The 23,347-nt window shown below is 67.0% G+C and carries 27 protein-coding genes, 2 tRNA genes and 3 pseudogenes; 17 read left to right on the top strand and 15 right to left on the bottom strand.

Annotated elements, in window-relative coordinates:
- Positions 1-8 precede the first annotated feature (8 nt).
- Positions 9-194, bottom strand: a complete 186-nt coding sequence (locus tag LXM90_RS17260) for a hypothetical protein (protein ID WP_081636512.1) — start codon at positions 192-194, stop codon at positions 9-11.
- Between the two features lie 59 nt (positions 195-253).
- Positions 254-496, bottom strand: coding sequence for a hypothetical protein (locus tag LXM90_RS17255; RefSeq protein ID WP_234080867.1), 243 nt, complete (start codon positions 494-496; stop codon positions 254-256).
- Between the two features lie 116 nt (positions 497-612).
- Between LXM90_RS17255 and LXM90_RS17250 the strand changes: the two are divergent.
- The 3 genes and pseudogenes from LXM90_RS17250 to LXM90_RS17240 all read left to right on the top strand — a co-directional run.
- Positions 613-876: pseudogene (locus LXM90_RS17250) on the top strand (IS66 family transposase); the annotation flags it as partial.
- A 126-nt stretch (positions 877-1,002) separates the two neighbouring features.
- Positions 1,003-1,677 carry an adenylyl-sulfate kinase gene (gene cysC / locus LXM90_RS17245; RefSeq protein WP_083916029.1) on the top strand — a complete coding sequence of 225 codons (675 nt, stop codon included), beginning with the start codon at positions 1,003-1,005 and terminating at the stop codon, positions 1,675-1,677.
- Between the two features lie 65 nt (positions 1,678-1,742).
- Positions 1,743-2,960, top strand: coding sequence for a hypothetical protein (locus tag LXM90_RS17240; protein WP_205833499.1), 1,218 nt, complete (start codon positions 1,743-1,745; stop codon positions 2,958-2,960).
- A gap of 153 nt (positions 2,961-3,113) precedes the next feature.
- On the opposite strand, the gene LXM90_RS17235 is transcribed toward LXM90_RS17240, so the two are convergent.
- Positions 3,114-3,266 carry a hypothetical protein gene (locus LXM90_RS17235; RefSeq protein WP_234080866.1) on the bottom strand — a complete coding sequence of 51 codons (153 nt, stop codon included), beginning with the start codon at positions 3,264-3,266 and terminating at the stop codon, positions 3,114-3,116.
- Positions 3,267-3,422: 156 nt separating this feature from the next.
- Between LXM90_RS17235 and LXM90_RS17230 the strand changes: the two are divergent.
- Positions 3,423-3,690: pseudogene (locus LXM90_RS17230) on the top strand (transposase family protein); the annotation flags it as partial.
- Between the two features lie 679 nt (positions 3,691-4,369).
- Entirely contained in the window at positions 4,370-4,825 is a 456-nt protein-coding gene (locus LXM90_RS17225; RefSeq protein ID WP_083916025.1) for a hypothetical protein, read from the top strand.
- Here LXM90_RS17225 and LXM90_RS17220 read toward each other — a convergent pair.
- From LXM90_RS17220 to LXM90_RS17185, 8 genes are all read right to left on the bottom strand, one after another.
- Positions 4,755-6,956 (bottom strand): tetratricopeptide repeat protein, encoded by a 2,202-nt coding sequence (locus LXM90_RS17220; protein WP_083916023.1) that lies wholly within the window; start codon positions 6,954-6,956, stop codon positions 4,755-4,757. The two genes, LXM90_RS17225 and LXM90_RS17220, sit on opposite strands and share 71 nt — an antisense overlap.
- A gap of 233 nt (positions 6,957-7,189) precedes the next feature.
- Positions 7,190-7,507 (bottom strand): SH3 domain-containing protein, encoded by a 318-nt coding sequence (locus tag LXM90_RS17215; protein WP_042669451.1) that lies wholly within the window; start codon positions 7,505-7,507, stop codon positions 7,190-7,192.
- Positions 7,508-7,526: 19 nt separating this feature from the next.
- Positions 7,527-7,706, bottom strand: a complete 180-nt coding sequence (locus LXM90_RS17210; protein WP_128083251.1) for a hypothetical protein — start codon at positions 7,704-7,706, stop codon at positions 7,527-7,529.
- A gap of 157 nt (positions 7,707-7,863) precedes the next feature.
- Positions 7,864-7,939 (bottom strand) — tRNA-Ile (locus LXM90_RS17205).
- Positions 7,940-8,008: 69 nt separating this feature from the next.
- Positions 8,009-8,275 (bottom strand): hypothetical protein, encoded by a 267-nt coding sequence (locus LXM90_RS17200; RefSeq protein WP_020094746.1) that lies wholly within the window; start codon positions 8,273-8,275, stop codon positions 8,009-8,011.
- Positions 8,265-8,498, bottom strand: coding sequence for a hypothetical protein (locus LXM90_RS17195; RefSeq protein WP_091928755.1), 234 nt, complete (start codon positions 8,496-8,498; stop codon positions 8,265-8,267). Before LXM90_RS17195 ends, LXM90_RS17200 begins: the two co-directional genes overlap by 11 nt.
- Positions 8,499-8,556: 58 nt before the next feature.
- Positions 8,557-8,739 (bottom strand): hypothetical protein, encoded by a 183-nt coding sequence (locus LXM90_RS17190; protein WP_100253048.1) that lies wholly within the window; start codon positions 8,737-8,739, stop codon positions 8,557-8,559.
- 67 nt (positions 8,740-8,806) lie between these two features.
- Complete coding sequence (locus tag LXM90_RS17185) at positions 8,807-9,493, bottom strand: transporter substrate-binding domain-containing protein (RefSeq protein ID WP_267965801.1); 687 nt, start codon at positions 9,491-9,493, stop codon at positions 8,807-8,809.
- Between the two features lie 406 nt (positions 9,494-9,899).
- Between LXM90_RS17185 and LXM90_RS17180 the strand changes: the two are divergent.
- The 4 genes and pseudogenes from LXM90_RS17180 to LXM90_RS17165 all read left to right on the top strand — a co-directional run.
- Positions 9,900-10,163, top strand: a pseudogene (locus LXM90_RS17180) (Arm DNA-binding domain-containing protein); the annotation flags it as partial.
- Between the two features lie 68 nt (positions 10,164-10,231).
- Entirely contained in the window at positions 10,232-10,474 is a 243-nt protein-coding gene (locus LXM90_RS17175; RefSeq protein WP_234080864.1) for a hypothetical protein, read from the top strand.
- Positions 10,475-10,640: 166 nt separating this feature from the next.
- On the top strand, positions 10,641-11,015 hold the full coding sequence (locus LXM90_RS17170; protein ID WP_234080863.1) for a hypothetical protein: 375 nt from the start codon (positions 10,641-10,643) through the stop codon (positions 11,013-11,015).
- Positions 11,016-11,160: 145 nt separating this feature from the next.
- Complete coding sequence (locus tag LXM90_RS17165; protein ID WP_234080862.1) at positions 11,161-11,733, top strand: MucR family transcriptional regulator; 573 nt, start codon at positions 11,161-11,163, stop codon at positions 11,731-11,733.
- A gap of 250 nt (positions 11,734-11,983) precedes the next feature.
- Here LXM90_RS17165 and LXM90_RS17160 read toward each other — a convergent pair whose 3' ends face one another.
- Positions 11,984-12,334: a hypothetical protein gene (locus LXM90_RS17160; RefSeq protein ID WP_020094753.1), complete on the bottom strand. Its 351-nt coding sequence runs from the start codon at positions 12,332-12,334 to the stop codon at positions 11,984-11,986.
- A gap of 415 nt (positions 12,335-12,749) precedes the next feature.
- Between LXM90_RS17160 and LXM90_RS17155 the strand changes: the two genes are divergently transcribed.
- The gene (locus tag LXM90_RS17155) at positions 12,750-12,938 is read left to right on the top strand and encodes a hypothetical protein (protein ID WP_020094754.1); all 189 of its coding nucleotides are present in this window, start codon (positions 12,750-12,752) and stop codon (positions 12,936-12,938) included.
- A gap of 541 nt (positions 12,939-13,479) precedes the next feature.
- Positions 13,480-13,941 (top strand): hypothetical protein, encoded by a 462-nt coding sequence (locus LXM90_RS17150; protein WP_234080861.1) that lies wholly within the window; start codon positions 13,480-13,482, stop codon positions 13,939-13,941.
- 540 nt (positions 13,942-14,481) lie between these two features.
- Here LXM90_RS17150 and LXM90_RS17145 read toward each other — a convergent pair.
- Positions 14,482-14,558: transfer RNA gene (locus LXM90_RS17145), tRNA-Arg, on the bottom strand.
- 177 nt (positions 14,559-14,735) lie between these two features.
- Here LXM90_RS17145 and LXM90_RS17140 point away from each other — a divergent pair.
- From LXM90_RS17140 to LXM90_RS17130, 3 genes are all read left to right on the top strand, one after another.
- The gene (locus LXM90_RS17140) at positions 14,736-15,827 is read left to right on the top strand and encodes an acyltransferase family protein (RefSeq protein ID WP_234080860.1); all 1,092 of its coding nucleotides are present in this window, start codon (positions 14,736-14,738) and stop codon (positions 15,825-15,827) included.
- Between the two features lie 86 nt (positions 15,828-15,913).
- Positions 15,914-16,333, top strand: a complete 420-nt coding sequence (locus LXM90_RS17135) for an RNA polymerase sigma factor region1.1 domain-containing protein (protein ID WP_234080859.1) — start codon at positions 15,914-15,916, stop codon at positions 16,331-16,333.
- A 79-nt stretch (positions 16,334-16,412) separates the two neighbouring features.
- Positions 16,413-16,802, top strand: a complete 390-nt coding sequence (locus LXM90_RS17130) for a phage holin family protein (protein ID WP_012318288.1) — start codon at positions 16,413-16,415, stop codon at positions 16,800-16,802.
- Positions 16,803-16,981: 179 nt separating this feature from the next.
- Here LXM90_RS17130 and LXM90_RS17125 read toward each other — a convergent pair whose 3' ends face one another.
- Together LXM90_RS17125 and LXM90_RS17120 are read right to left on the bottom strand one after the other, a co-directional pair.
- Positions 16,982-18,688, bottom strand: a complete 1,707-nt coding sequence (locus LXM90_RS17125; protein WP_234080858.1) for a sensor histidine kinase — start codon at positions 18,686-18,688, stop codon at positions 16,982-16,984.
- Between the two features lie 375 nt (positions 18,689-19,063).
- Positions 19,064-19,282, bottom strand: a complete 219-nt coding sequence (locus LXM90_RS17120) for a hypothetical protein (RefSeq protein ID WP_020094759.1) — start codon at positions 19,280-19,282, stop codon at positions 19,064-19,066.
- Positions 19,283-19,507: 225 nt separating this feature from the next.
- Between LXM90_RS17120 and LXM90_RS17115 the strand changes: the two genes are divergently transcribed.
- From LXM90_RS17115 to LXM90_RS17105, 3 genes are read left to right on the top strand one after another with little or no spacing between them, the layout of a single operon-like run.
- The gene (locus LXM90_RS17115) at positions 19,508-20,779 is read left to right on the top strand and encodes an MFS transporter (protein ID WP_234080857.1); all 1,272 of its coding nucleotides are present in this window, start codon (positions 19,508-19,510) and stop codon (positions 20,777-20,779) included.
- Positions 20,776-21,582 carry a siderophore-iron reductase FhuF gene (gene fhuF / locus LXM90_RS17110; RefSeq protein ID WP_234080856.1) on the top strand — a complete coding sequence of 269 codons (807 nt, stop codon included), beginning with the start codon at positions 20,776-20,778 and terminating at the stop codon, positions 21,580-21,582. The genes LXM90_RS17115 and fhuF overlap by 4 nt, the downstream gene beginning before the upstream one ends.
- Positions 21,583-21,595: 13 nt before the next feature.
- Positions 21,596-23,344 (top strand): ABC transporter ATP-binding protein, encoded by a 1,749-nt coding sequence (locus LXM90_RS17105; RefSeq protein ID WP_042675783.1) that lies wholly within the window; start codon positions 21,596-21,598, stop codon positions 23,342-23,344.
- Positions 23,345-23,347 lie beyond the last annotated feature (3 nt).

Raw genomic sequence — 23,347 nt, 5'->3', positions numbered from 1 at the left:
TGTGCCGCTCACCCGATCACTAGCCGGATCAGCAGGCACGCCACGGCTGCACCCGAAAGCGCGATGCCGAGCAGGTATGGGCTGGGAAGCTGATCGCCGCTGTTGACGTCTACGCCAAGTCGGTGAGTCAACTTGTTGGCAGCCGCTCCGCTTGCAGAACTGGTGTTCACGTCCGGATAGGTGTGCGCGCTCATGGGCGTCTCCTGCCAGTAGGAGATACAACTCGCCGTGCCTCCGGTTGGTGCGGCCGCAGTTACCAGACATGCTCAGCCACGAGCTGTCCGCTCTGATCGAACGTGCCCTGCCACCCACCGTCGTAGTGATGAACAGTGACGCGCGCGCCCCTCGCGTCCGCCCAGCTTCCGGGGACGATCAAGACCCTGGCGTTTCCCTCGATGACGGAACGCTTCAGCGTCGTTGCGCTCACGCCGATACGCTGCGCCAAATACCCGGGATTAACGATCCAGCTACCGGGAAAATCGAGATTAAGCCTCATCGGAGAAGGCCTCCACCCAGACATCCGAGCGCGTTCTAGCGCTAAGGATTATCGCTTTCCTCATGCGAATGACGGAAGGCCGTATATGAAGCGCATTGCACCCGTGTTGCGTCCGTGACCTGACCCGCGAGTTGCAGGCCAAGCTCAGCCGCTCCCGCGATCAGCCCCTCGTCTTCCTCGCCTATCCCGGAAAGGTCGAGCCGACTAACAACAGCTCCGAGCGGCTCCTGCGTCCGGCTGTCGTCCAGCGGAAAGCGACCAACGGCTATCGCGACATGTGGCCAGCTGAGGGCGAGGCCGCCATCCGCACCGTTGTCGACACCGCGCGCCTGAGCGGTGCCAATCCATTCGGCTTCATCCTCAAAACCGTCGGCGCCTGACCCCTGCCATCAAAGGCCTGGGTAATTACCCTCCGCCGCTACGAAGCGCATCAACGTGACGTTGTAGCAACACAACCGATCACGTTTTTGTGTATCCATACCTGGGGGACAACTTAGGAGCGAAGCATGAACCGATCACGAGGCCCAACGTCGGATCGGAACCTGACTTGGCAGCACCTGCAGCCACGGGAGCAACGATGGAAGGCTCTTGGTCAGCGACCAGTCATTGCTTGGCTTACTGGCCTTTCAGGCGCAGGGAAATCAACGATCGCAAACGTCGTGGATCAAGCCCTGACCGCTTCAGGACGCGCAACAATGGTGCTGGACGGCGATAATCTACGTCATGGATTGAATAGTGACTTGGGATTTACCGACCGCGACAGAGCTGAGAACGTCCGCCGTGTGGCCGAAACAGCAAAACTGGTAGCTGATGCTGGTCTTGTAACAATTGTCTCGCTTATATCCCCCTTCTCAGCGGAACGGAAGGCCGCAAGGGCTATCGCTGGAGACGTCGCATTTATTGAAGTTTTTATAGATACGCCTCTACCAATTTGTGAGGAACGAGATCCAAAGGGATTATATTTTCGAGCGCGCGCCGGCACAATCCCGAATTTTACCGGCATCACAGCGCCCTATGAAGAGCCGACGAAGCCTGACTTAACGCTCGCCACCGTGGGTCAGTCCATTGCCGATACAGCACGGCCATTAATCGACATGCTCTTACAGCTGAGCGCAGTATCAGAACAGCCACTTTATGATCAAATTTTGCCTAAAAATCCGGAGCTAATGCGCAATATCTAACTATGACTCAAAATTTTATAATACACATCGGCCCGCATAAAACGGGAACCACATCGATCCAAAACATGCTCTACGCACGCTCTTTGCAGAGTGGCGCAAGTTTTGTTTACCCCTTCGCTCATGCCAATCAGACGGGGCAGCACGAGTTTGCTCGGACAGCGTCTGACCCTGATCATTCCAAACTTGGCGGCCTGCTGGAGATTCTTTCGGGCCTTGAGAAAACCTGTGTTCTCTCGAGTGAAGAGCTTAGCTTTCTTCCAGTCGCCTCGTTGCAAAAGATTCGCGCGGCTCTTCCATCTTCCGAATTTACTATTGTTTATTACCAGAGGAATATCTTGTCTCTTCTCCCTTCATGGTGGCAAGAATTAATTAAACATGGCGGGGTCGAAGATTTTACTAGGTTTATTCAAGATGCAATTGCGCTTCCTGGCAGCCTACATCTACTGGTTCCAGATTTATTGTTGAGTAACTGGGCATCTGTTTTTGGAAGAAACGCGATTAAGATTTTCTTGTACGATCAAATTCCTGATGTGACACAACAGTTCGCCTCCGATTTACTCGGCTTGACGAGTCCCCCTGGCGAGCTAACAGACAACAACAAATCTTTCGAATACATCGAATGTGAGATGATCCGCCTGTGGAATGCATTTGGTTTCGTTGGCATAGATGCAATCCAGGCACAAGAATCTAAATTCTTACGCACGTTAGTGGCGGAAAGAGCAGATAGATTCATGGAAAATATGACTATAGGTTATGATATAGAGGAATTTCTTAGCATAGAGAGCACCTTAATAGCTCGGTGGGGAGATCGGATCGAGGGTTTCACTGGCGGCAAATTGTTTGCTTTACGGGAGCGAGCGTACTCGTACATCAATTCAGATTTTTGGACCGCCAATCCCGACCTTGTTTCTGCCATGTTCGCTTTTGCTGAAGTCACAGCTCGCCGAAAAAGCCAAAGTTCGGCAACATCACCGATCCTACGTGATCTTAGATCGTGCGAGAGGGATATGGACGCCTGGAACCAAATCGAAATTATTTTGGCTGCGGCGCGCCAGAGGGAACAGTTGCTTGAACGTCAATTGGCTAACGAGACAGAGCGGTCACATGCGTTAGAAATCGTCATATCGACACTGGTCTCCAGCATTACCTGGCGCGGACTCAATCGATCTAAATTCAAGAAAATTTTGACTGATGTGGCTAAGTCGACGCCCAGCGACGGAGCGACTGCACACCGTCATGAAGTCTATCTATATCAAGCTCAAAAACTTTTAAATGATTGTTAATTATTGTTTTCCATGTCTTCAATTGTTGTCCAGATCAAATCAAGCCTGTCAGACCACGGGCCGTTGCCTACCGCGACCTTCTAATCGCCGCCGAGGAATGGCGCGCAGCCGGGATTAGGCTGAGCGGCGCTATCGCGGATCCGCGGCAGCACATCATAGCAGGCCGTCCGACATCGGCGCGGTCAGCGTCTTCCAGGCGCGGTTCATCTGCTTCGAGAAGGCCAGCGCGGCAGCTAAAGCCTGCGCCTCGGACGGGAAGGTCCAGTCCGATTCGTTCACCGTCATGTGGGAGGCGTCGAGCAGCACCCAAGTCTAGAGGTGGCGGCCGGCCACGCGGATTTCGAAGTGCATGGCTGGCTCGGTACTGTATGATCTTCCTTCGGCTTTGCGGTTCTCCCGCACTTTGCGTGGAACGGTCGCGGTGACGAGGATGGCACGGGCTGGTTCACCAAGCGTTTGATCCTGTCCTCATCCCTGCCGGGCTGTACCATCGGGCGCGTCATCCGGACCGACGGTCGTCTTCGCCCAAGTGCGGCGTGCGCACGGGCAGTGTCCAACCTGTGATACGACCAGCTCTGTCGTTCACAGCCGCTATGAACGCCGTCCGGCCGATCTGCCGAGCATCGGGCAGCCCATGACGCTGCTCCTACGCGTCCGACGCTTCTACAGCTGTGAGATTGCCTGCCGCCGTCGTACCTTCGCTGAGTCACTCCCCCAGCTGATGCCGCCGTGAGCACGCTTGGCGCGCCGGCTGACCGTTACCGGTTTTCGCTCAGAAGTTGCCGCATATCGGCCATTGAGATCGTCATACAACCTCCCCGTTCTTCGAACCCGAGGGCGACACGTCGGGCCGCCTATCGCGGAAAGGTGCGCTCGTGAACCTCATCTTCCTCGTTCTATCGGCCTTCGTAGGCGCAGGACTTTCGATTGTGGCTATATGGCCGTCGCTGGGAGCGATTTCGATCTTTGTGGCGCCGGTCGGGGCAGCCGTAGCATGTGTTGTAAGCGCTGCCTTGTTGTTCGCTCTGCGGCGCTCATCATCATCGAGCAGCCGCACATCTTCTGTCACCTCTATGCAGAGCCTCAAACCGCAACAGCAACCTGCTACTAGTGTTACGAACGATGATCAAACTGAGCTGAAGCGTTCGGCCTGATTCATCCTTCCTCTGATTCTTTGTAGTCAGAGACGCACAAGTCTGGGGGGCCGCCGGTCTGGGAGTTCGCGGCTTGGGTCAGCCGAATCGCCTGACGGGTCTCGGCTTTCCGAACGTCGTCCACACTGCTCCACTACGATCGCGCGCGGCTCGGCGGCTGGTCGAAGCGCGCGGGCGCCTGAGCTTGTTCCGTTTTCGTTCGCGAGCGGGGGGGCCACCAGAATGGGGCACCTGGGGGATGCAGGGCCTAGTCGGGTGTACGTCGACCGCGCCACCTGCAAGCGCTCGGGCCGCTATACCGTGGTCAGCCTGATCGGTCGCTACGGGGCCGACATCTCGACGCTCGACCTGCTCCGGCACCTGACGGCCGCGTGCCGCTATCAGCGCGCGCCCGGGGCGCCGCTTACGCGGAAGTACGAGCACCTGTGTCTGGCCGCGATCACGCTGCCGCCGGCCGCCAAGCAGATCCCGCCCGTGCCGCCGGGTGTGCCCTACACGGTCGAGATCTGGCGAGAGACCAGCGGCAATGTCGAGCTGCACCTCGCGACGATCTACCCGCTGTCGATGGCCGAGGCGGCGTTCGATGCAGCCTGCCTGGAATGGCCGACGCACGAGGTCACCCTTCGGGACCGCGCGCGGGTCATCGTGAGGCGGGAGAGGCCACCGCGCTGGGCGCTGTCTCGGCGCACCAAAGCCGCCACATCTCGCTAAGGGCCAGACCAACCTCCCTGGCATGGCCGGCGTGATCCATGTGGGGGCTGGCGACCAAGCGCTCGCGCAGGCCGCTGCGCAATTTGAGAAGTTCGTCCGGATCGCTGGCGAGACGGCAGGCGATGGCGACATAGCTGTCGACATCGCGGGCGATGAGATCCGGCAGCCCTAGGATCCCGAGAATGGCGGCGCCCACCCGCGAGATTGTCTGGGGTCCGGCAAGCGTCACTACAGGGACGCCCATGTAAAGAGTGTCGAATGTCGTGACGTTGCCGTTGAAGGGGAACGCATCCAGCGCGATGTCGACACTGCCGTGCATCGCATAGCGATTGGCAGCATTGCGGGGCGCGAAGTCGACGCGGTCGAGTGGCAGGCCGCAGGTCGCGAGACGTGCTTCCACTGGCCCGCGCGTCCTTGGATCGTCGATATCGGTTACGATCAGCTTCAGCCGGGCGTTGGGCACCGCTGCTAGGATCGCGGCCCAGGCCTTGATTGCGGCGTCGGTCATCTTCTCGAAGCGGTTGAAGCAGCCGAAGGTGACGTGCCGGTTTCTTGTGACGGGCGCTGTCTCGGCGACATCCGGCGCCGGCAGGAACGGCCGGTAGCAGGTGCCAGTGCCAGGCATCCGCCAGAGAACCTCGGAATGCAGGTGCTCGGTCTCGCCGATCGGATCATAGACAGCGTCGGTAAGGCGGTAGTCTATGGCGGCCAGCCCCGTGGTGACTGGCAGTCCGATCCAAGTCACCTGAACTGGCGCAGGCTTGCGCGCGAAAACCATTAAGCGGTTGCCGCCGCTATGGCCGGCTAGGTCTATGAGGATGTCGGTGCGATCGGCCTCGATGAGGTTCGCCACGGCCTCGTCGTCGAGAACATCGATTCGGCGCCAAGAGTCGAAACGGGCCTTCAGCGTCTCCGTCACCGCGTCTTCGCGACTGGTGTTGCTATAAGCGAGGAGGTCAAAGCGTTCCCGATCGGCATAGTGGAGGAAGGGTTCGAGGAACCGCACCACCGGGTGATCGCGAAAATCCGCCGAGACGAAGCCAATGCGCAGGCGCCGATCCAGATTGCGATCATTGGCGAAGGGCCGGATGCGCAGCAGTGCGTCAGCATGGCAGCGGCCGTAGGTCTTAGCCTTCTCCGAGAAGCTTTCCACCGAACTATGCTCGGCAAAGAGCTGCGCATGTGCAAGGTTGCAAAGCGCGAAAGCGGCGGCGGGATTGATTTCTAGCGCCTTCTCCAAATTGGCGATCGCCTCTTCGGTGCGCCCAAGGCGGTGTAGCACCGCGCCGAGATTGTTGTGAAACTCGGCCGAGCCGGGAACCCGAGCGATCAGATCGCGCCAACAGTCAGCGGCGTCCTGCTGGCGTTCAGTGTCCTGATACACGATGGCGAGATTGGCGCGGGTGTCATCCAAGGCAGGGTCGAGTTCGAGCGCCTTCTCGAAGGCCGAGCCAGCAGCGACCAGGTTGCCGATTGCCTGGAAGGCGAGACCGAGATCGGCGAAGTACGTGGCGTTGCCGCTGTCGCGGTAGATCGCGATGGTGATCAAATCGATGGCGTGCTGTGCACGCCCGGTGCGCAAGGCGGTGAGCCCGGCAAGATGCACCGCGTCACCATTATCTTTGTCGATAGAGATTAAGAGTTCGAGGAGGCATTCGGCGTCCTCGAGCCGCCCAGCGGCGAAGGCGAGGCGAGCGTTCGCGCCGAGCACCTTAACCAGCGGCTGGCAGTGCTCGGACACGATCTGGGGTGAGAAGCCGTGCACCAGAAAGTGATCGAGGATGCTACGGGCGTCTGTCACCCGGTCGCAGGCGAGGAGCGCCCCGATTAGTGCCACCCAGCGAGAGGCCTGCTCAGGTGCCGAGCGAAGCGCCGCGGTGTGATGAAGGACCGCACGGGCATGATCGCTCAAGAGCGTGGCGATGAGGCCAAGATTGTAATGCGCCGCTGCGTGTCCCGGATCGAGATCAAGGCATCGTCTGTAATGCTGATCGGCTTCGTGCAGGCGCCCGGCGGCATGATGGGCGGTGGCCATATTGAGAATGGGTCCCACCAAAGCCTTCGGCTCCCGCAGGGGCTCGCCCCGGCTCATCGCAAGTCCTTCCGACGTCACGGCACCATCGGTCGACATGCTTAATGACGTGTAAACTAAATTAAGGCTTCTATCGCGGAGCGCCACCGGGTGACGTTCCGGTGTAGCTCGCTGACCGCGAGGCCGTCAGCTCCTCAAACTCGCCTACTCGGCGTCGAGCTCCTGTCGGACCTGCTCTGCCCGTTGCTGACGGGTCGCGTGCTGCGCTATGGGCGTGAACAGCCGGCCGAGAGCGGCTGGAATGAGCTCAGGTACTCGGAAGCCCCGCGTTGCTATTCGCTGACGTCCGGATCCAGGCTCCCGCCTCGCCGGACCGGCGGCGCCCCGAGATACACGAACCGCCGCGAAACCCAGCCCTCGACCCTCCGGTAACGGACGACCACCCAGTTGCCATTGCGCTCGCCAGTCGGGACGATGCCGCGCCCGTCGGGTGGAATCACGCCTACGATCCGCGCGTCCGAGGTTGGAAACTCGCGGACGTTCAGCACGTCGTTCGGCGCGGTGTCGATAACGCTCAGCGTCGGCTGCGCATATGCACCGCTCGCTCCGGTGACGGCTGCGAAGAGGCCGGCGAGGAGTAGGCGCCTCATCTCAGGTGGCCCTTCGACATCAAGATTCGGCGTTCTCTGGGGCGAGCCGCATCGCTCGCAGCTTTGCCGTTTGCTCGTCGAACGCTTGTCGCTCTACCTCAACCTCCGCCCAGACCTCGTTGGCTTGGTTGTGCCTCTCTGCAGCCTTCGCCGCCTTCGTCTCCCGATAGCCTTGAACGTGGCTGGGATTCTCGGACATCGACGCTCCTCTCAACCTACAGGCGAAAAACCTAGGGCGCGTTTCGCCTACGTCAGTAGCCGAAAGGCTCTCGGTTGCGGTGGATGTCGCCTTCCGGAGCCGCAATCCGGGCCCCTCGCCGATCTCCTTAATGAAGGTCACGCCAGCTGCTCTGACGTGGTGGGCCCGGCAGGACTCGAACCTGCAACCAGACCGTTATGAGCGGTCGGCTCTAACCATTGAGCTACAGCCCCCTTAGGCCCGGATAGCCGTTGCGGCTTAGCATGCGCAACTCGGGCCGCTGCCACGAAGCAGGGATGGGGTCAGTGCCGCACGGTCGGCACGACGCCCGCGAAAGATGCCATGCCGTCCGCTTCGACCGTCGCGGTGAAGGCCTCGTAAGCCTCACGATCCGTCGTGAAGGTCTCCTGCCAAGCGGTGCAGCCGCCAGACGACAGATCGATCACCACTAACTGCCAGGGGTCCTGCGTGTCGGCGTAGCGGTAGATCTCGACGTCGACGATCGCACCATCGCGACTGAAAGAGCCCGACAGCGGAGAGTGCTCGAATTCTCGGTCCTCATCGTCCACTGACCGCTTCCATTCGCTCTACGGCCTTGCCCACGGCCTCACGCAAGGCGGTCGGCCAAGCCACATCATGGTCGTGGAGAAATTGGGCGGCGCTGATGAGGGCCTTAAGCCTCTCCGGACGGGCGGACTCCTCCGCCTCAGACTGCAGGAACTGCTCTGCCAGCGCCGTCGCGAGCCGAAGGATTTCTTGGATCTCATCGGGCTGGGCGTCAGTGTCGCTCACTTCAGGTAGCCCTTCGCCTTCAGGTGCTCGGTAAGGGATTCGCCTATGGCGTCGTGCATCACGGCTTTTTTGCCTCAGCTTTGGCGGCGTCCCGTTCAAGGCGCGCGGCCTTCAGGCGTGCGGTGTTCTGGTCCGCCGCACTGACTGCCGGCTCATCAAAGGCCTTGCTGCCAAACCGGTCCTGCATCTTCGCAAAAGCTGCCTCAGCCTGAATACGCTCTTTGCTGTGGTTGTCTGCCATACGGCAATCCTCAATTCGCTCCCTCTCGAACGTCGCGCTACCACACGCGACGCGACCGGAGCACCAGTTAATGCGCGACCGCGTCGTCGCGGAAGCCGCGGGCGTCGAAGATCTGCCGGACGATACCGGTGCGCTTCGCCTCGTCCAGCCACGCCGTAACGCAGGCGAGGGCGGCGGGGCGCCCCTTAGGCACGGCGACGGCGACCTGCGTCTGCTGGAAGCCGCCCGCGACGATCCGGGAACCTGGAACCTGCAGGACCACCGGCCGCAGCGTGTCGCGCGAGAGGGCAATGGCGTCCGCCTGCCCGGCGCGCATGCGCGCGACCGCCTCGGCCACGGACGGGACGGGGAGGGGTTGCGTCCGGGTCAGCGTGCGGGCGGAGGCGCGGAACGTCGTCGTGCCGTCGATCGCCACGACCCGGAGACCCGGCCGATCCACCTGCGCCACGTCGGTGATGCCCGACCCGACGCTGACCAGATAGGTGCTCTCCAGGTCGTAGTAGCCCGGCCCGAAATCGATCACCTGCCGCCGGGCCACGTCGACCGGCATGAAGCTGACATCGATCGCCGCGGCCTCGAGGGCGGCGGCCGCGGCGCCCGAGTTCGGGAACAGCGTGACGGCCAGCGGCAGGCCGACCTGCCGGGCGAGATCCGCGCTCAGATCGGCTGTCACGCCGTCGAGCGCTCCGTCGGCGACACGGCTGACGAAGATTAGGCCAGCGGACGGCGCCTCAACGAGACCGACTCGGAGCATACCGGTCGGAGCGAGTTCCGCTTTCACGGAGGCATCCTGCACGGGGCTAGCTATCGTCATACCGGCGAGAGGAGCAGAAGTGAGCAGAGAAGTGACGCGCTTTGGGATCGCAGCGGTGACACCTTGGTGATACCTTGGTGATACCGACCATTCCAAGATCAGCGCTGACGCCTGTTAAGCCATTGATAATATTGGCGCACCCGACACGATTCGAACGTGTGACCTTTGCCTTCGGAGGATTAGCCTAACATGTTTTCCCGTGATTGCTAGAGTTTACTCGTTATTGCCAAACCGCTGCTGCCCCTTGTGAAATTGGCGCGCCGGGCATTTCTCTCGTCTCCGCCGGATGGGCTCGGTTTGCTTCCGCGTGCTTCCGCAGTGCTTCGGCAGAACCGGAGGGGAGGGCATGCCCAAGCTCAGCAAGCGCGTGGTCGAGGCGGCCGAGTCGCAAGGCCGGGACTACTTCTTCTGGTGCGATGAGCTCCCGGGCTTCGGGGTGCGCATCTTCGCATCCGGCCGGCGCAGCTACCTCGCGTAGTACCGCGCCAGCGGGCGGTCGAGGCGCTTCACGATAGGGCTGCACGGCGCCCTGACGGCTGACGAAGCCCGCCGTGAGGCGAAGGGGCTGCTGGGCCAAGTGGCGAAGGGCGAGGATCCGGCGGAGGAGCGCGCCACGCGGCGGGGCTCCATGCAGGTTGCGGGAGCGATGAGTGAGACCGGCCAAGCCTGAGCGATCAGATGGTGACCGGGAACTCGGGCGCCGCAGCAATGACATGCCGACCCTGCAGCATCACGAACGGTCCCGACGGTACCGAGACGCCCAACGCATCCGGTCGGCTCGCTCACTGGCAGCTCGGCCTGTGCACGGCCCTCATGGACCGCTGCATCGATCGCTTGGGCGACGTCGCCGAGACTGGCCGCCGCGACAGCGAGGCCGACCTGCTCGCCACCGCCGCTGAAGCCCTGAGGACGAGGCTCTGAGACATGGGTGACGAAATTCGCTTCCAGATCCGCTCGAAGCCGGCTCGCATGGAGGAGCAGACGCGCGTCGCGCTGGCGCTCCTGCGGTGCAGGGGTGGCCCCAGGATTGGGCTCCATTCAATCCGGCGCTGCGTCGTGCCCTGGCGCGTGGCGATTGGGCGCCGGTGTGGCCAAGGACGCGACGGCGCTCGAGCCGAAGCTGGTCAAAGGCCTGGACGGCAAGGAAGGCCTCGATCTCGGCGACGGCACGATGAAGATGCCGGACGGGTCGATCCGGTCAATCGTCCCGGCGGCGTCAGCTGGTGGGATCGGTGGCGGTGGCGGCCGCGGAATGTCCGAACTCCGTGAGCACGTGGCCGAGTTGGGCCGGCACATCGAGCGCTTGGGCCAGTCCGGCTTCCACGCTCAGATCGAGGTGACGGGGCTGCGGCAGGCGGGCCTGCGAGCCACTTCCATGAGGATCAAGGCCTGTGGCGGCCTGAGTGCCGACTTGGGGGTGACTGAGCCTGGCGCCAAGGAAGACATGAGCCACTGGACCTGAGGGCCTCGATCTCTCGCAGACATGTTCAGCAACTATCCTGGAAGCCGCCATATATCCAACGTTCTCCGCCGTCCCAGCATAGATACGCCTTGACTAGGCGTCGTTGTTGCTGCGTGAGTCTCAGCCACATACGCAGGAGGCTTCAATGGACGACATTACATCAACATCGGCTCTGGATCAGAGCAACCTAATCGAGCTCACGGCCGATATCGTGTCCGCTTACGTCTCGAAAAACTCTGTGCCTACGTCCGAAATGCCGGCGCTTCTGTCCGCGATCCACGGCGCGCTCAACGGCTTGAACAACCCCGCCGCTCCGGCCGAGGCTAAGGTCGACCGCGCCACTCCGAGCCAGATCCGGAAGTCGATCAGCAACGACGCGCTGATCAGCTTCGAGGATGGAAAGTCGTACAAGACTCTGAAGCGGCACCTCAAAGGAGTGGGCCTTACCCCGAACGAATATCGGGCGAAGTGGGGCCTTCCGGTCGACTACCCCATGACCGCCCCGGGCTACTCCGAGATGCGCTCGGCCCTGGCGAAGAACACCGGCCTCGGAAACCTGCGCAGGAACGCAGCCCCGAAGGCTGCCGTCACCGACGAGAAAGTTGCGGAGGCGCCCAAGGCCCGGGGACGGAAGAAGGCGGCCGAGCCTGCGGTCGCGCCGGCCGAGAAGCCTGTCCGCGCTCGCAAGGCGAAGAAGGCTGCTGTCGCCGCGGAGTGAATCTGCCTAGCGCGAGAGCGGTGGGAAGCCGCCAGCCCGCGCGCGGGTCTACCCAGCATCCCCGATGCGATGACCTCGAACCGCCCGGCTCCGGCCGCGGCGGCTTTTTCGTGTCGGCAGCCTCCCCCGAACGGGTGATGTCACGGCGCCCGCTACGCTGCTATCCCGTTACCGAGACTCACCACCTTCGGCCCCGCCGGCACCGCCGCGCGGGGCTATTTCGCACTCTGCTCTGCTCTTCAGATGCGCTCTAATTGCAGGTCAACTTCCGGCCCTCGGCCATCCCGACCTTGCGGTAGTGTTCCAGACCGGACTTGATCGCCCGGCCTATGACCGCCCGGCGCACATCCGGATTGCAGCGCAGATACTCCTCCTCGTTGAACGCGTAGTCGCCACGCCCGCCCCGCGAGCCTCGGTCATAGTCCCGATCGTAGTCGCGGCGGTCACGATCGCCGTAGCCCCGATCTCCGTAGCCTCGGTCGCGGGGTCCGTAGTCGCCGCGATCGTAGCCGTAGTCGCGCCCGCCGTATGGCTGTGCGAAGGCCGGAGCGGTTCCGCTGACTAGCGCCAGGCCAAGGACGGTCGCTGAGATCACCTTCATGTCGTGCTCTCCGTTGTTGCGGGGCGTGAACGCTTTCAAAGATGGGTAGTTCGATTTGCCTGGGCGGGCGTCGGGTCCTCGCTTCCAGCGTCACTACCGTTGGGGGGCTTGTCTTTCCCTGCTCCTAACCCACTCTCAGTTTCAGGTTTGGCGGGATTACTCCCTTGTCGGTGCCGAGCCTAAGAAGCCCGCCCGGTCCGCCGGCGCGGGCTTTTTCGTGCCTGGAATCCTGGCGCGGGACGGCTCGCCCGCCGGCATCCGCACGACACAGAAACCAAGGCCGACCATTCTGTCGCCGGGCCGCGTTGCGTATCGGCTCCCGCAGGTGAGGCAATCGTATCCCATGCCGCCGCATAGCGAGCCGCTCGCTCCCACCACCCGAGGCGAAAAAGCTGGCCGGCTCGCAGCGAGCGAGATGATCAAGACGCTGAGCCCGCAGACAGGTAGCGTTCAGGGCCTCGTGCGCCGGGTCGAGGAGGTCGGCATCATCGTGGCCCAGGAGCATCTGAAAGCCGGCATGCTGCCCGCTGAAGTCCGGGCCTGGCACATCGGTTTCCAAGCTGGGATGAGCCTCGAGCTCGGAGATTTCGTGCGCCGCTTTTGAACAGCCTCTGACGCTCTCGAGCTGATACCTGCAACATTCCTGAAGGTGTCGTCACGCTCAGCTTCCCAGAAGAGTTTAGTCATGAAAATTTCGAAGCTATCGAGGCGTGGTTAAATTTTCATGAATACCGTCTTAAGAGGCGAGTGAAGCCGAATTAGTACGCAGATACTAATTGCTCAATGCATCAGGCGCCCGCTGGGATCACCAGCAGGCGCTTTTCCTGTGCGTGCCCCTTGTTGATAGTACGATAGGGCGCCTTGCTCTTATCTCGCCCCGTTACCCGCCGGTATGTCAGCAAGCCCCGCAATCGATCTTCCGCTCGCCGTCGCCTCCTGGCTTTCGCTCGATCGCTGGCTGCACGAGAATAGCCCACCGGTCTCGGGCGCCGCACGGGTCAGCCGAAACCCCTGACCGGTCTTTGCTTTCCGAACGTCGTCCACACCGCTCCACCACGATTCCTCGCGCCGCGGCCGCCGTCGGTTGAAGCGCATCGCCGCCTCAGGCTTGTTCCGTATTCGTTCGCGAGCGGAGGGCCACCAGAATGAGGCGCCTGGGGGATGCGGGTCCCGGTCGGGTCTTCGTCGACTGCGCGGCCTGCAAGCGCTCGGGCCGCTACACCGTCGCCAGCCTGATTGACCGCTATGGGGCCGACACCTCGACGCTCGACCTGCTCCGGCACCTGACAGCCTCGTGCCGCTACCAGCGCGCGCCCGGGGCGCCGCCCGCGCGTAAGTACGAGCACCTGTGCCTCGCGGCGATCACGCTGCCGCCAGCGCTCAAGCAAATCCCGCCGGTGCCGCCGAGCACCCCCTACACGATCGAGATCTGGGACCGGATCGGCGGCAAGCTCGAGTTGCACCTCGCCACGATCTACCCGCTGACCGCGGCGATCGCCGCATTCGAGGCCGCCTGCCTGGAATGGCCGACGAACGAGGTCACCCTGCGGGATCGGGCTCGGATCGTGCAGAAGCGGGAGCTGCCGCCGCGGAGTGCCACCGGGTGACGTTCCGGCCTCACACGCGGCCTCGGGCCGCGACAACGGCTTGCCGCCGGAGCATCTACCCTAGAACGGCCGTATGCCGACCGCCACCTACCTCGCGCCGCGCGCTCGCCGCCGAACTCATGATGAGCGAGAGCACCGTGGACGATTACGTCCGACGGGGCCTCCTGCCGCCGCCGATACGCATCTCGCCCAACTGCGTGCGCTGGCGACCGTGGACGCCATCCTCGGCCCCTGAGAACCCGAGATGGTCGGTTGAGGATCCGAGCCCAGAGGAGCGTGCAGCTCGCGCGATCGGGGCGTCGCGGCAGCCTACGCTTTCGGATCGAGCAGCCGCGGAGGGTGTCGCTCGGATACTCGCCGCCTCGAAAGAGCGGTCTCGGCCGACGAGGAAGGCTAAGGGCCGTTCAGCCGCCTAGCGATCACATTTGCGGTAACGCGATTTGGGACAGCACCGGCTCGGAAGAACGCACGATGCTTCCGCAGCGCTTCCGCGGCAATCTCTCAACCGCAGGGCTTAGCCCCCTAGGTCATTGAGAAGATTGGCGCACCCGACACGATTCGAACGTGTGACCTTTGCCTTCGGAGGGCAACGCTCTATCCAGCTGAGCTACGGGTGCTGGCCGTGGCCATTCCCTAGCCCAACCGCGCCGGGAGCGCAACGGCGCCCGCACCGTCGCGTGCGGACGCGGGCGACGCGGCCAGATCTCCGGCGCGTGTTGCCCCGGCGTCCTTGCCTTCGCGCGCCGTTTCCCGGCCCCTGGGCGGCGGGCAGAGGCGTCGCGGAGCGGGCAGGGGTGGCGGAGACGACGGGCGGCCGGGATCCGCGGGCGAACAATTTCGGGTCCCTGCGCCTCCTGTTCGCGGGCCTCGTGATCCTTGCGCACGCCCCCGAACTCGTGGACGGGAACCGGTCCCGGGAGTTGCTGACGCAGGTCTTCGGAACCCTGTCCCTGGGGGAGATCGCCGTCGACGGCTTCTTCCTCGTGAGCGGCTACCTGATCACCGCGAGCTACCGCGCCAAGCGCTCCTTCGGCGACTATCTCGCGCGGCGGGCGCTGCGGATCTACCCGGCCTTCGTGGTCGCGTCCCTGCTCTGCATCGCCGTCGTCGCGCCCCTCGGCGGCGGCAACCTCGCGGCCGCCTCGCCACTCGAGACGCTGCTGCGGCTGTCGCTGCTGCTGATGCCGGTGGTCCCGGGCGCCTTCGCCGAGCTGCCCTACCCGCTGCTCAACGGCTCGATGTGGACCATTCCGTGCGAGTTCGGCTGCTACCTGCTGCTCGGCCTTGTGGGCACCGCCCGCGCCCTGCGCCGCCGCGGGCGCTATCTCGGCCTGCTCGGGGGGCTCGGCAGCCTCCTCGCCCTGCGCTGGCTCTTCCTGCCCGTCGGGCATCCGGGCGACACCCTCGGATCCCTGTCGGAGATGATCCGCCTCACCTTCGTGTTCTGCTGCGGCGGCGCCTTCCGGCTGTTCGCCGACCGGATCGCCTACACGCGGCGCGGCGCGACCCGCGCCGCCCTGCTGCTCCTGCCGCTGATGTTCAGCCGACCGCTGGCCGAGCCGGCCTTCGCGATCCTCGGCGGCTACCTGATCTTCTGGTTCGCCTTCGCGGTGCGCCCCACCGCCCTCAGCCGCGCCACCGCCCAGGTCGACCCGTCCTACGGGCTCTACCTCTACGCGTGGCCGGTGCAGAACCTGCTGGTCGCGCGGATCCCCGGCATCTCGCCCTGGACGGTCGCCGCCCTCGCCCTCGCGGCCGCCATCCCGCTCGGCCTGCTGAGCTGGTACCTGATCGAGCGGCCGATGCTCCGGTTCCGGCCGGGACCGGGCGGCGCGCGGCCGGAGCCCGGCGCGATCCCGGCGGCCGCGCCCGCCCTCGGGGCCTAGCGCCGGAACACCCGCGGCCGCCGGTAACCGGCGCCACCCCGGCGCGTTCTCGATGGACCATCGGGACGCGGCCGCGGAGGCGGGACATGACGCAGGCTCTGGATCGCGCGACGCTCGACCGGCTGGTCGCCCTCGGCCGCGACCGGGGCCTCCTCACCGCCGACGATCTGCGCGCCGCGCTGCCCGTCGAGCGCATGGACGTCGACGCCCTGGTCCTCGTGATGCTGGAGCTGGAGGCGGCGGGCGTGAGCGTCGAGCCGGAGGCCTTCGGCCCCCCGACGGACCGAGCGATCCCGGTCTCGGTCGCGCTTCCGGCGCCGCGGCCCGGCACGCCGCCGGTCCGGGCCGCGGAGGCGGGGCAGGGCGCGGCCTTCGCGCCGCCCGCATCCGCCGCGCCGGCCGCCCCGGAGCCGGTCCCGGACGACGGCGCCGATGCCGGCCGGGCCGTCCTCCTGGCAGGCCTGGCGACCGTACTGATCCTCGGCGCCCTGCTCCTGATGCTGTGAGCCACCGGCGCGGAACGCTTCGGGCCGCGGCCCCGTTGGCGAGAGCCGGCCGGTGACGGCCCCGAGGATTCTCGTATCCATGCGTCAGACCCCGGACGGAACACTCGCCCTGCTGATCGCGGCCCTGCGCGAGGGCACGGCGCATGTCGAGGCGCTGCTCACGCTGGCGCGGACGGAGGTCGACGGCAATTTCCGGGCGATCGTGTCGCTGATCGCCATCGTCGGCACGATCCCGGTGCTGCTGATCGTCACCTTCTTCCTCGGCCTCGACGCCGTGGTGAAGCTGCTGGCCGTGCCGTTCGGTGCCGAGGCGCCGGCCGCGCTGATCGTCGCCGCGCCGTTCCTCGTCATCGCGCTCGGCCTCGGCTGGATGGGCGCTCGCCGGATGGCGCTCTCGAACCTCGAGCCCTGGCGGACGTGGCGGCAGGTGAAGCGCGACGTCCGGGAGGTGACGCGCGCCGGCGCGTGATACCGGGACCGGAAAACCCAAATGTATCAACGTATTGCAGAGGAATGCTCGCGCGCACTCTAAGCGCGAGTCGACCGCGCGCGACGCGCGGCGTGCGGAGGAGCGCGTTCAACCGATCTGCCAGGATCCGTGCTCAAAGCTCTGCTCTGACGACTGAATCCGCCCGAGCCGGTCTGCACCTAGCCCGTCGGCGCCAGCATGGTGCCGAGACCCGGATCGAGCGGGACGTCGAGGCGGCAGCGCAGGCCCTCGGCCTCGAAGGCGAGGTCGACGGTGCCGGCGAGTTCGCGCCGCACGCCGCCGGCGATCAGCCGCGTCCCGAAGCCCACCCGGGTCGGCGCCCGCACCGGCGGGCCGCCGCGCTCCTCCCAGCTGAGCCGCAGGCGCCGCTCCCCGGCCGCGCCGGCGGCGAGCGACCACGCCACCCGGACGCGGCCCTCGCGGACCGAGAGGGCGCCGTACTTGGCCGCGTTGGTGGTCAGCTCGTGGACCGTCATGCCGAGGGCCAGCACCTCGCGGGGGCTCAGCGACACGTCCGGCCCGTCCAGGCGGATCTGGTCGTCGCCGGTCCGGTAGGGTCCGAGCTCGCTCTCCAGCACCTCGCGCAGGGGGGCCCCGCTCCAGTCCTCGCGGGTCAGGAGGTCGTGGGTCTTCGACAGGGCCAGGATCCGCGCCTCCAGGACCTCCGCGGAGCCGCGGGACTGGCGGGCGAGGGCCTGGACGGTGGCCAGGGTATTCTTCACCCGGTGGTTCAGCTCGTGCAGCATCGTGCCCTGCTGCGCCTGCAGGGCGCGCCCGCGCTGGATCTCCGCGCGCAGCTCGGCGGTGCTGCGCTGGAGGGAGCCGGCCATGGCGTCGAGCTTGCTGCCGAGCCTGTCGAACTCCGCGGCCCCGCGCAGGCCGGTGCGGGCGGCGAGGTCGCCGGCCTGCCATGCCGCCGCGGTGCGCAGGAGCCGGTCGACCGGGCGCCGGATGAACACCCGCCCGGCCACGAGGGCGGCGGCGAGCGCCAGCGCCGCCCCCAGGGCGATCAGGATCAGCCCGCGGCGGGTGGCGGCGTCGATATCCGCGAAGGCGGTGGCGTAGTCGCGCCCGACGACGACGCGCACCCCGGCCAGCGGGCCGTCCGGCATCGCGGTGGCGATGATCCGCTTCCGGCCGTCGAGGCCGGCGGCGACGCGGACGTCGCTGCCCTGGGCCTCCAGCATGGCGGCCCGGTCGGGCGGGATCGGCCTGCCGATCCAGGCCGCCTCGTCCGGGCGGCGGGCGATGATCAGGCCGTCCCGGTCCGTCACGGTGATCGCCGTCTCCGGCTGATGGAGCGCCTGCTCCAGGTGATCGGAGAGCCAGTCGAGGTCGACGGCGGCGAGCAGGACGCCCGCCGGGGCCCCCGCCGACTCGCCGACATGGACGGCCCGGGCGAAGTGGATCGACGGCCGCTTCGTCTGGAAGCCGACCGCGTAGCCGCCCATCGCGTAGCCGCCCCGCTCCAGGGCGCGGCGGTGATAGGCCCGGCCGCGGCTCGAGTAGGAGCCCGCGGGCGCGCCGGCGCTGTCGCAGATCACGGCCCCGTCGGGGTCGGTGAGGGCGATCAGCAGCACGTGCGGCAGCCGCGCGGCAGCCCGCCGCAGGTAGGCGGTGCAGGCCGCCGGCTCCCGCACCTGCACGGTGGCATCCTCGGAGATCAGGTCGAGGGCCTGCTGCATCCGCTCGGAGATCTGGGCGAAATCCTCCGCGACGTCCCGCGCGGTGGCGCGGGCGTCGGCCCGCACGGCCGCGTCGCGGCTCGCCCGCAGGGCGACCTCGTTGTAGCCCTGGATCGCCAGCGCCGGGGCGAGGGCGAGCAGGACGAGCAGCAGGATGCGGGTCGTCAGCGACAGTGGCATCGGCGGTCAGTCGCGACCGGCGATCGGCGCGGGCGCCCGCGCGGCCAGGGTCTCCACGGAGCACGGCTCGGTGATCATCCGAATCCCCGATTCGAGTCCGCAGGTGGCGAAAGTCGCGTTCTCGGCGGAGCCGGCGACGCGCAGGCCCCTCGGATCCGGCCGTCGCGGCCGCCGGGCAGGCCGACATGGCCGACCAGCGGCCCGGCCGCCGCGTCCGCGCCCATGGGGCGCCGCCGGATCGGGCGGATGCGATCGGCGCGCGCGGGGGCGGATTCGAGGGCCGGACGCCGTCTCATGTCGGCGTTGTTGCAGAACCGGTCGGCCCTTGCCAGTGCGCCGCGCGGTCGGGGCGGCGGGAGCGTGGGCCGGCTCGCCTCAGCGCCCGCGGGGCCGGCCGGCCTCCGGACGCAGGTGCAGGAAGCTGCGCTCGCCGGTCGCGGCCTCGGCCACGTGCTGGATCGTGTCGAGCAGATCGGACACGGCCCGCGGCCCGGCCGGCCGGAAGCCCGCCCTCGGCTCGACCCAGCGTCCCTGCGTGCGGTCCGCGGCGATCTGCGCCTCGCTCAGCGCGTCGAAATCCCGGCGTCGGGTCATGGCTCAGCCCTCCACCGGGGACTCTGTCGGGGGCATGGTTGACGAAAGGTTAACGCCGGATCCGGCGGGGCGGCGCGCCGCGAATACCCGCCGGCTTGATCCCCGGCACAGGCCTCTCTAAACAGCGAAAACCGAGGTAAATCAATAGATTAGTGTGATTATAAACTGCGGTCTCCGGACCGGCCCGGATCGCGGCACCGGTCGAGGTACGGCGTGCGGGGGGCGATGACCGGTTCCGCCGGACCCGCCATCGGCACCCGGGTCGTCGACATCCTGGCGGCCCTGCGGCCGCTGGCGCCGTTCTTCTGCCTGTACGTGACCTTCGGGGCGACGCTCGGCTTCCTGTCCGGCGGGGCGCCGCTGATCCTGCGGGCGCGGGGCGTGGAGCTGGCCGAGGTCGGGCTGCTGCAGCTCATCAACCTGCCGGTCGGGCTCACCTTCCTGTGGGCGCCCCTGCTCGACCGGCTCCGCCTGCCGATCCTCGGCCACCGGATCGGCTGGATCGCGGCCGCGCAGGCCGCCTCGGTGCTCCTGCTGGTGGTCCTGAGCCTCGGCGAGGCTTGGCCGCTCCCGGCGCTGCTCGCCCTGGCGATCGCCGCCTGCGCCTGCGTGGCGACCATGGACATCGCCCTCGAGGCCCTGGTGGTCGAGACCGTGCCGGCGGAGCGGCGCGCCTTCGTGGCCTCGGCCAAGCTGTGCGGCGCCTCCCTCGGCGGGATCCTGGGGGTCGGCGTGCTGGTCGGCTCCTACGACAGCCTGGGCTGGCGCGGGGCGGTCCTGGCCTGCGCGGCCCTCGACGCCCTCTGCCTGCTGCCGATCCTGGGCTACCGGGAGTCGCGCCTGCGCGAGACCCGGAGCGCCGGTGCCGGCACCGCGGCCGGTGCGGGCCCGGAACGCTGGTCGGGCTCCCTGGCGCGGCTGCGCCGCCTGGGCGGTCGCGTGCTGGTGCTCGGCGCCTACTTCGCCGCCTCCTACCTCGTGGGCGGGCCCAACACCCTGGCGCTCCTCGATCTCGGCGTCCCGCTCGGGCAGGTCGGCACGCTCACCGGCACCGTGCTCCCGGCCGTGAACCTCGTCATGGCGCTGGCGGCCGGATGGCTGGCCGCGCGGTTCGGCACGGTCCGGCTGATCGCCGTGGGGGCCCTCGGCGTCCTGGCCTCCGGGGGCCTGATGGTCGTCGCCTGCGCGGGCCGGGTGCCGGATCTCGGCATCACCGCCGCCGTGCTGGGCTTCGTCGCGGGCGGGTTCCTGGGCGTGCCGGTCTTCAACATGATCTACCGCTGGGCCCAGGGGCCGAAGCCCGCCACCGACTACGCGCTCCTGTTCGGCGCCGCCTTCTTCGCCGCGATGCCGCTGCGGGTGGCGGCCCCGGCGCTCGCCGGCTGGATCGGCTGGCCGGGCTACTTCGCCGCCACCCTGCCGCTCTACGCCGCCGCGGTGGCGTGGCTCGCCGTCGCGGTGGACCGGACCCTGCGCGACGACGGGGCGGCGCGATGATCGCCGAGGTCGCCGCCCAGGTTCCCGACACGCTCGCGGCCTACCGGGACGGGGTCGCCGAGGGCCCAGGCGGCCCGGACGCGCTGCCCCTCGGCGCCCTGCGGGACGGGGCCGTGTTCGACGCGACGCTGGCCGCCTTCGGGGCCGGGTTCGGCGCGGCGTTCCGGACCGCGGACCCGCGGGTCCGGGTCTCGTACTGGAGCCAGTTCTACCTCGCGGCCCTGGCGACGCCGGCGCTGACCGCCCTGGTGCGCCTCGGCCGGCCGCTGCCGCTCGCCTTCGACGCGGTCAGCCTCGAGCTCGACGCGGCCGGCCGGCCGCGCCGCTTCCGCCTGCCCGCGGACGGGCCGGCCCGCGCGGCCCGCCCGGCGCCCGGCCTGACCGGGCTGGTGGAGGCGCATCTGCGCCCGTTCGTCGAGCTCTGCCACGTCCGGTGCGGGATCGCCCCCCGGGTCCTCTGGGGCAACGCCGCGGTGATCCTCGACTACGTCGCCCGGGAACTCGGGGACCCGCTCGCCGGGCTGGCTGGGGACGGGGAGGGGGCCGGCACCACCTGCGCGAGCGCCTGTTCCACCACCTGCCCTACCGCCCGCGCCGCCGCCTGTGACGACGTCGCGGCCTGCCTCGGATGGCGCGCCGGCCCCGGCTGCGCTAGGAGCCCGCTCGAGAGTCCTCTTGCGCAGGCGCTCTGCCCGGGACCTTCGGGCTGCCGGCGGCGGCGCGTCTGCTGCCTGCGCCACCGCCTGCCGGGGGTGCCGTCCTGCGGCGCGCTCTGCCCCGTCGAGTGCGCCGCCCAACGTTGATCCGAGCCGCGCGATGCTGAAGGCCTTCCTCGCCTATTACCGGCCGTACCGGACGCTGTTCCTGGTCGATTTCGGCTGCGCGGTTCTGTCGGGTCTGCTGGAGCTCGGCTTCCCCATCGCCGTGAAGGGCTTCATCGACAGCCTGCTGCCCCGGCAGGACTGGGGCCTGATCCTGCTCGCCGCGGCCGCGCTGGCGCTGGTCTACGTTGCCAATGCCGGCCTGATGGTGGTGGTCACCTACTGGGGCCACGTGCTCGGCATCAACATCGAGACCACGATGCGGGCGCGGGCCTTCGACCACCTGCAGAAGCTCTCCTTCCGCTTCTACGACGGCCAGAAGACCGGCCACCTCGTGGCCCGGGTGACCAAGGACCTGGAGGAGATCGGCGAGGTCGCCCATCACGGGCCCGAGGACCTGTTCATCGCCGTGATGACGCTGTTCGGCGCCTTCGCGCTGATGCTCTACGTCCACGCGCCGCTGGCGCTGATCACCGCGGCGATCCTGCCGCTGATCGCCTTCGTGTCGATCCGCTACGGCGGCCGCATGACCCGCAACTGGCAGGCCCAGTACGGCCGGGTCGGCGCCTTCAACGCGCGGATCGAGGAGAATGTCGGCGGGATGCGGGTCGTGCAGGCCTTCGCCAACGAGCCCCACGAGCGCGCCCTCTTCGCCCTCGACAACGCCCGCTACCGGGACACCAAGCTCGAGGCCTACCGGCTGATGGCGGCCGGCCTGTCGATCAACTACCTGGGCCTGCGCCTCGTCCAGATCGCGGTGCTGCTCGGCGGCGCCGCCTTCGTGGTCCGGGGCGACCTGACGCCCGGGGGCTTCGTGGGCTTCCTGCTGCTGGTGGGCGTGTTCTACCGGCCGCTGGAGAAGATCGGCGCCGTGGTCGAGACGTACCCGAAGGGGGTCGCGGGCTTCCGCCGCTACCAGGAACTGCTGGCCACCGAGCCCGACATCACCGACCGGCCCGGCGCCCGCGCGGTCGGCGCCCTGCGCGGCGACATTCGTTTCGAGGGGGTGGGCTTCGGCTACGGGCCCGGCCGCCCGGTCTTCGCCGGCCTCGACCTCGCGGTGGCGGCCGGCGAGACGGTGGCGTTCGTGGGTCCCTCGGGGGTCGGCAAGACCACCCTCTGCGCCCTGCTGCCGCGCTTCTACGAGGTCGAGGCGGGCCGCATCACCGTCGACGGGATCGACATCCGCGACATCACCCTGGCGAGCCTGCGCCGCCAGATCGGCATCGTCCAGCAGGACGTGTTCCTGTTCGCCGGCACGATCCGGGAGAACATCGCCTACGGCCGCCTCGACGCCGCCGAGGCCGAGATCGACGCCGCCGCGCGGCGCGCCCGTCTCGGCGGGCTGATCGACAGCCTGCCGGAGGGCCTCGACACCGTGGTGGGCGAGCGCGGCGTGCGCCTGTCGGGCGGCCAGAAGCAGCGCATCGCCATCGCGCGGGTCTTCCTCAAGAACCCTCCGATCCTGATCCTCGACGAGGCGACCTCGGCGCTCGACACCGAGACCGAGCGGGAGATCCAGCGGGCGCTCGCCGAGCTCGCCCGCGGGCGCACGACCCTGGTGATCGCCCACCGCCTCGCCACCATCCGGGACGCCGACCGCATCGTGGTCCTGGGGGAGGGCGGGGTCGTCGAGGAGGGCCGGCACGCGGCTCTGCTCGCCGCCGGCGGCCCCTACAGCCGCCTGCACGCGGCGCAGTTCGGGCGCGGCGAAGCCGGCGCGGGCGTCCTCGCGGCGGAGTGAGAG

It is taken from the genome of Methylobacterium oryzae (assembly GCF_021398735.1).
Classification (GTDB): Bacteria; Pseudomonadota; Alphaproteobacteria; order Rhizobiales; family Beijerinckiaceae; genus Methylobacterium.
Note: the sequence above shows the minus strand (reverse complement) of the source record. Positions and strands in the feature narration are given on the sequence as shown.